Source organism: Kaarinaea lacus, assembly GCF_975902315.1.
On the sequence record NZ_CDLKIE010000313.1, the window covers coordinates 1 to 7306 of the forward strand.

The window sequence follows — 7306 nt, forward strand, 5'->3', positions numbered from 1 at the left end:
GATTAGCCTGGTGATTGTATCTCTTGCGGTGGTCGTGGTTGGTTATACATTAATAAGTCATGCGTTTGATCTGTTTCTATACCCGGATGAAGCTTTTCGCGCACGTATCTATACGGCAGCCATGATCGATGTGATCTGGTTTGATGTACTGGTGGTGCTGATCACAGCCGTCATTGTCGCGGGGTGGTTACGGACCTATTACAACGAGCGAAACGGCGGACGTAAGGGCCAGGCCTTGAAACCTGTCTGGCTTGCTTTCTATGCGCTCATCTCTCGCGATTTTTATATTAACGATCTCTATGTGTTGTTGACACGCAGGCTGGAAGCGCTGGCGACGAGACTGAATATCTGGTTGAGGTGGGTTTGACATGCAGGATATGAGCTGGATCATTGCCGCATTGTTTCTGCCCCTGTTCCCGCTGGGTATGGTGTTCAATGCCCTGTTTCAACGAGTACGCATTGTCTGGTTGCGTGTGGCATTGTTGCTGGCCTGGCCGTTGCCGGGTGTCTGGATTCTGCAAACTGCAACACCGGTCATTCCGGACTGGATTGTCTACTGGGCCTTATTCAGCGCCATGTTATATGGCTTTCGTGCTGTAGTAGTTAAAGAATTTGGCGTGTGGATTGGTTTTCTTGCGACATCAAGCTGGGCATTGAACTGGATCGCACTGGGATTTGGCGTGAAACCGGATGAACTGATACTGCACGTGCTTGCCTTCAGTCTTCCCTTGTCATTATTGGCTATCCTGGTCGCTGAGGTTGAAAGACGCTACGAATCCGCTTATGTCGGTATTGTTAGCGGCCTGGCGCAAGCGCAGCCAAGGCTGTCCGGTCTATTTGTCATCGCAATGCTGGCCGTTATAGGCAGCCCGTTATTTCCTGCCTTCTTTTCCATGCTGGACACTATCACGCATACCGTTACAGTTTTGCCCGCTATCGCTGTTGGGATCGTGACTGTGTGGTTGTTGTGGAGCTGGTCGGGTATTCGCCTGTTGCAGGATCTATTAGTAGGTTCCGCAACACCGGTATCGCATAAAGATGTTAGTTATGGTGTCACGATGACCTATGGGTCGTCATTAGTGGTACTGATCATCGGCGGTTTGTATTTGTCGGGAGTACTGTTATGAGTCTTTCTCTTGGTATGAAGGCGCAAATTCGATCGATGGTATTTGTTGCTGGCGAGCCAATTCCTTATTTCTGGCCGATGCGGGCTTTTATCCATCACAATCCACTGCACGGACTGGAGGGTATGCCATTCGAAGAAGCGGTTGCCGAGGGGCAACAGTTATTCCATGGCGCTGGTTTCCTGCCGCGAACAACTTATCAGGAATATTACAGACAGAGCAAGATTGATGTTCAATCCCTGTCGACCGGTATAGACAATATCCTCAAGCGGCATGAAGCAATAGAGGGTATTGATCTGCACCGCTGGTTGCTGAAGCTGCTGACAGACACTGACATGCAGTTAACGTCCACAGATAGCCTGGCTACGGCAACAGATATCAGTGCTGTTTTGCGGAATCAAACTATACCATCGACACAGGAAATCAAACCTGAGGAACTGGCTAATCAATTGATTGATTCCCTGCTGGATAGCTGCCTGGTCTATGAATGCCTGGATAATTTGTTTGATACCGGCATCGGTGAGGAGCTTGATGAGTTAGTTATCAAGAGTTGTCTTGATTTCTTTGATGAAGGTCAGTCGGTGTGGGAAATGCCTGACCGTGAGCAGGGATTCTTTGCCGCCTGGCGCGATGTGGCCCGTTGTAATGCGCGCTTTTTTCTGCGCGGGCGTCAAATTAATGGATCCCTGGCCATTGATGATGATCCGGAAGGCATCATCGTGCACGTCATGGAGTGCCTGAACATTCCCATCGATCAGTGGATGAAGTATTTTCGCCGGGAACTGGCTCGACTACACGGTTGGGCTGGTTTCATCCGTTGGCGTTCCAACGCCAGGCATTATCATCGTAGTCGTCAAAATCCTGGTGACCTGGTGGATTTCCTTGCCATACGCCTGACTCTGGGGTTAGCGCTGATTCGAGAACGTACCCAGGATGATGTACCCGGTAGCGCTGAACATCTGGAAAACTTTATTCGCAACAATCCTATGGAAGCCTATTTACGTCGAGAACTTTATAGTAAAACCATTATGCCTGCCTGGGCGCAACGGGTGGAGACAGCGCTGCTGGCTGGAAACCAGAAGCGTATTGAAAAAGTTTGTCGTGATTACATCCAGGAAAAACGAATCAGAGATGCTGGAAAACTGGCATCGTCATTACGCAAACTGGCCGAGCTCAATGATGCTGTTCAGGTTTTAGAAAACCTGTCAGATGCACAGTTAACGCGTCTACAAAATCTGCTACAGGAATTCGAAAAACGTGAAGGTATGATCTGGCTGGAAGCGATGGAAGCCACGGCAATGAATCAGCTGTTGCAGGGTGTAACCCGTTCAGTAGCAGTATCCAGTGGTAAGCGCCCTTTTGCACAGGCAATGTTTTGCATTGATACCCGCTCGGAACGCTTGCGACGACATCTCGAAAGCGTCGGTGACTATCAGACGTTTGGTATTGCCGGCTTCTTTGGCGTACCGGTGAGCTTCATGGAGCTGGGGAAAGGCAAAGAAGTGCACTTGTGTCCAGTATTGCTAACGCCAAAAAACCTGGTAATGGAAATGTCGGTGAGTGATATTCAGGATGCGCTGACGCTGTCTGCCATGGAAAAGGCGGTACACGAGTTGAAAGAATCGGTACTGACACCGTTTGTGACCGTGGAGGCCATTGGTCTTCTGTTTGGGTTTGATATGGTTGGCAAAACGCTGGCGCCGAGATTTTATAATCGCTGGCGCTCGCAATTAGACCATCATAGCCATAAGCCAAATACACACCTGTTGATTGACAAGTTATCCCGGGAGCAGGCCGATTCCATTGTACGTGCGGTACAGCGTGCCGTTATCGTCAAGGCGATTGAAAAAGAGTTTGAGGTTGCGCAGGAAAATATCAAGGACAACATGGTTCGTGAGCTACGTGAAGTGGCAATGGGTCACGCGGATGCCTCGCCACTGTTGCAGCAACAACTCAACCTGGATGCAGAGCAGGCACAGGCGTTTATTGAACGCCTGCGTAGTACCTATCATATTAATTCCATTGACGCGCGTGCACAGAAAATACGTTTAGGCCGCATTGGTTTTACCCTGGATGAACAGATCGGTTTCGTTTCACAGGCATTGCGCGCTATTGGTTTAACCAGTAATTTTTCCCGTTTCATTCTTGCGGTTGGTCATGGCAGTCAGTCGGAGAACAATCCGTATGAATCTGCCCTTGATTGTGGTGCCTGCGGTGGAAACCTGGGTGTCTTCAATGCGCGTATTTTTGCCCACATGGCCAATAAGCCCGCGGTTCGGCAAGGTCTTAGAGAGCAGGGTATAACGATACCTGATGATGCCTGGTTTGTACCCGCGTTGCATAACACCACCACTGACGAGGTGGTGATGCATGACCTTGACCTGCTGCCATCTTCCCATCCTGTTTATCTGGATCGTCTGCAAAACGGACTGAATGCTGCACGTCGGCTGTGCACCCAGGAACGAATCCCTGAGCTTAATTTTATATCGGAAACATCCAGCACTGATGATGCCGACAAGCAGGCATTGCGTAACGCGATGGACTGGTCACAGGTAAGGCCTGAGTGGGGGTTATCGCGCAATGTATATTTTATTATTGGGCGCCGTTCTTTGACCGAAAGCTTTTCGCTGGAAGGGCGTGCTTTTCTGCATTCCTATGATTATCGGATAGACCGCAAGCTGCGTTTACTCGAAAACATATTGACTGGACCTTTGGTAGTTGGGCAATGGATCAATATGGAACACTATTTTTCCACCGTTGACAATGAACATTACGGTAGTGGTAGCAAGGTTTACCATAACGTTGCAGGACAGTTTGGTGTGATGACGGGAAATTTGAGTGACCTGCGTACGGGGCTACCCGCGCAAACAGTACTGGCCAGTGGCCAGCCGTATCACGAACCGATGCGACTGATTACCGTGATTCAAGCACCCTTCGAACATGTTCTATCGGCGATTGCCCGCGTTGCGGTCGTGCGCAAATTACTGAACAACGGCTGGATACGTTTAATGATAATCGACCCGGAAACTGGAAAGATCCATGTTCACAGCAAAGGCCAGTGGCTTGAGCGCGAGGAATTAATCAATGCTGATCACGTGAAAGTCGAGGAGGCGATTGCGTCATGATGAATTTGAAATTTAGTCCACTTAAGAAGCTCGAAATTATCCTTGAAGGGGAATACCTGCAGTTTGCAGGTGACCTGCTGGATCGACTTGGGGTGAAGGGCTACACCGTCGTGAATAACCTGTCGGGAAGGGGAAGCCATGGTTTCCATGATGGCCATCTGATGTTTAATGAAGACGATGTGCTGATCATGATTATCGCGGCGGTACCGGAACAGTTAGTAAAACCCATCCTGCAAGGTTTTGCGCCGTTCTATAACGAACATTCGGGTGTTGTATTTATCTCGGATATCCAGGTGACTCGCCTGGTGAAATTCAGTGATGAATAGATGACTCTGGATTCGATGCTATGAAGATACTCAATGATATTCATTTTCAGAACATACGTGGAGACCTCTTCGGCGGGGTTACTGCTGCAATAATAGCACTACCAATGGCGCTGGCTTTTGGTGTTGCCTCCGGTGCGGGTGCAGAGGCGGGTTTATATGGTGCCATTCTGGTCGGCTTGTTTGCCGCTTTATTCGGCGGATCGCCCGCACTGATTTCTGAACCCACGGGACCGATGACGGTTATCATGACCGCGGTGATTGCCAGTCTCATTGCCGCTAATCCGGAAAATGGATTGGCTATGGCATTCACCGTGGTTATTCTTGCCGGTTGCTTTCAAATTTTGTTCGGCGTGTTACGGTTAGGGCAATACGTCACCTTGATGCCTTATACGGTGATCTCTGGTTTCATGACCGGGATCGGTATCATTCTTATCGTATTGCAATCGGCACCATTGCTGGGTCACAGCACCGCGTCCGGTGGCGTGTTAGGTGCAATCCAGTCGTTACCGGAACTCATTGGTAACATCCAGCCCTATGAAGCGGCGCTTGGTTTGATGACCCTGACAATACTCTTTATAACGCCCAAACAGGTAAAACGCTACTTACCACCACAACTTATCGCGCTCATCCTGGGAACCGTTATATCGTTAACATTCATTGCGGATATGGAACTGCGCCGCATCGGAGAAATTCCTGCCGGTTTGCCATCATTCCAGATGCCGGTATTTAGCGCTGAACAATGGAAGGTTATGATTATCGATGCCGCGGTACTGGGCATGTTGGGTTGTATTGATGCGTTGCTGACTTCGGTGATTGCCGACAATTTAACAAAGCAACAACACAACTCTGACAAGGAACTAATTGGTCAGGGTACCGGTAATGTAATGTCCGGTTTGTTTGGTGGTTTGCCCGGTGCCGGCGCCACGATGGGTACGGTGGTAAATATCCAGGCGGGTGGACGAACGGCATTATCAGGCATTACCCGTGCACTGATATTACTGATTGTTGTGGTATGGGCGGCGGACTTAACCGCAAGCATTCCGCTGGCCGTGCTGGCAGGCATTGCCATTAAAGTCGGTATTGACATCATTGACTGGGGATTTTTGAAACGGGCGCATCGAGTATCCGGCAAGGGTGCGCTAATCATGTATGGCGTTATTCTGCTCACGGTTTTTGTTGATCTTATTACTGCTGTGGGTATCGGCCTGTTTGTTGCCAACGTCATCACGATTCGCCGTATGTCAGACTTGCAGTCGAATGGATTACGCGGGGTGCGCTCTCACAAGGATACATCCATCAGTATGATTCCTGAAGAGAGAGAATTACTCCGTCTGGCGAATGAACGCATCATGTTGTTCCACCTCAATGGGCCAATGATTTTTGGCCTGGCCAAGGCGATCGCGCGTAAAAGTATCGAGATTGAGAATTGTGACGCGATTATTCTGGACTTCGGTGCGGTGCCACATATGGGAGTCTCATCATCACTGGCGCTGGAGGAGATGATCGAGGAAAACGTTGAGGCGGGGCGTGACGTATATATAGTAGGTGCACAAGGTCAAACCTGGAAGCGGTTGGAAGACCTGGGTGTAACCTCCATACTGCCGGCCTCCAATATTATGAATAACCGCGTCAAGGCGTTGCGTTCTGCGCTTGAGCACATCGAGCAGAAAGAGCAGGCAAACGATGAGCCTGAAATGCTGGCATCAGCAAACTAACGTGTAATTGTTAAGGTGAATGACGAATGAAAAGCTCAGAAAAACTGTTAGTTGGCGTAGTAATGGGTTCAACCTCTGATTGGGAAACCATGCAACATGCGACGGATACCCTGGATCAGTTAGGCATTAGTTACGAAGCGCGTGTTGTGTCCGCGCACCGAACACCGGATCTGTTATTCGATTATGCAAATACTGCCATTGGTCGTGGTTTAGAAATTATTATTGCGGGCGCTGGTGGCGCCGCGCATTTACCGGGTATGCTGGCGGCTAAAACATCGTTACCCGTATTGGGCGTACCGGTACAGTCAAAAGCGCTCAATGGTATGGATTCCTTATTGTCCATTGCGCAAATGCCGGCAGGTATACCGGTCGGTACATTGGCGATTGGTCGGGCCGGAGCGGTTAATGCCGCACTTTTAGCCGCGAGTATGTTAGGCAACAAGTACCCGGAAATTCGCGATGCTATTAATAGTTTTCGTCAACGTCAGACTGAATCGGTACTGGCACAACCTGATCCGAGGGGTGCGCCATGAAAATCGGTGTGCTGGGCGGTGGTCAATTAGGGCGTATGCTGGCACTGGCAGGACAGCCGTTGGGGCTGGAATTTGTGTTCTATGATCACAATCCAGAGGCATGTGCCGGTCAGGTGGACAAGCTTGTTGTCGGTGAATTTAATGACAAGGCGCAGTTGCGGGCATTTGCGCATCAGGTGGACCTGGTCACAGTTGAGTTTGAAAACATCCCATTGGCGGCGTTAGAGCACGTGGCACAATTTGTTCCTGTGTATCCCGGGCCGCTAGCCGTTAGTGCAGCACAGGATCGTCTGGGCGAAAAACAGTTATTTGAGTCATTGGGTATACCAACACCCGAGTTTTACACGGTAGATGATGCTGAATCACTGGCTGAATTTGCCCGGCGTCATGGCGATACCCTGGTCGTTAAATCACGTCGTTTCGGTTATGACGGCAAGGGCCAGTTACTACTGGATTCGCCGGAATCAGCAAGTAAAGCCTGGA

The 7306-nt window shown here is 49.8% G+C and carries 7 protein-coding genes; all 7 read left to right on the forward strand.

Going from position 1 to position 7306, the window contains the following annotated elements; genetic code table 11:
* Nucleotides 1-367, forward strand: a 367-nt coding sequence (locus tag ACWVCM_RS09955) for a hypothetical protein (protein WP_455201594.1), incomplete at its 5' end; no start/stop codon positions are given.
* A 1-nt stretch (nucleotide 368) separates the two neighbouring features.
* The gene (locus ACWVCM_RS09960; protein ID WP_455201595.1) at nucleotides 369-1127 is read left to right on the forward strand and encodes a hypothetical protein; all 759 of its coding nucleotides are present in this window, start codon (nucleotides 369-371) and stop codon (nucleotides 1125-1127) included.
* Nucleotides 1124-4249: a DUF2309 domain-containing protein gene (locus ACWVCM_RS09965; RefSeq protein WP_455201596.1), complete on the forward strand. Its 3126-nt coding sequence runs from the start codon at nucleotides 1124-1126 to the stop codon at nucleotides 4247-4249. The genes ACWVCM_RS09960 and ACWVCM_RS09965 overlap by 4 nt, the downstream gene beginning before the upstream one ends.
* Nucleotides 4246-4575, forward strand: coding sequence for a P-II family nitrogen regulator (locus ACWVCM_RS09970; protein ID WP_455201597.1), 330 nt, complete (start codon nucleotides 4246-4248; stop codon nucleotides 4573-4575). Before ACWVCM_RS09965 ends, ACWVCM_RS09970 begins: the two co-directional genes overlap by 4 nt.
* Nucleotides 4576-4595: 20 nt before the next feature.
* Nucleotides 4596-6290 carry a bicarbonate transporter BicA gene (gene bicA / locus ACWVCM_RS09975; protein ID WP_455201598.1) on the forward strand — a complete coding sequence of 565 codons (1695 nt, stop codon included), beginning with the start codon at nucleotides 4596-4598 and terminating at the stop codon, nucleotides 6288-6290.
* Nucleotides 6291-6316: 26 nt separating this feature from the next.
* Nucleotides 6317-6823, forward strand: coding sequence for a 5-(carboxyamino)imidazole ribonucleotide mutase (gene purE, locus ACWVCM_RS09980; protein ID WP_455201599.1), 507 nt, complete (start codon nucleotides 6317-6319; stop codon nucleotides 6821-6823).
* Nucleotides 6820-7306, forward strand: a 487-nt coding sequence (locus ACWVCM_RS09985; RefSeq protein WP_455201600.1) for an ATP-grasp domain-containing protein, incomplete at its 3' end; no start/stop codon positions are given. The genes purE and ACWVCM_RS09985, both read left to right, overlap by 4 nt.

What these genes read in the sequence shown, in the direction of transcription:
- bicA (WP_455201598.1), top strand. Translation starts at nt 4,596, where the DNA reads ATGAAGATACTCAATGATATTCATTTTCAGAACATACGTGGAGACCTC.
- ACWVCM_RS09965 (WP_455201596.1), top strand. Translation starts at nt 1,124, where the DNA reads ATGAGTCTTTCTCTTGGTATGAAGGCGCAAATTCGATCGATGGTATTT.
- purE (WP_455201599.1), top strand. Translation starts at nt 6,317, where the DNA reads ATGAAAAGCTCAGAAAAACTGTTAGTTGGCGTAGTAATGGGTTCAACC.
- ACWVCM_RS09960 (WP_455201595.1), top strand. Translation starts at nt 369, where the DNA reads ATGCAGGATATGAGCTGGATCATTGCCGCATTGTTTCTGCCCCTGTTC.
- ACWVCM_RS09970 (WP_455201597.1), top strand. Translation starts at nt 4,246, where the DNA reads ATGATGAATTTGAAATTTAGTCCACTTAAGAAGCTCGAAATTATCCTT.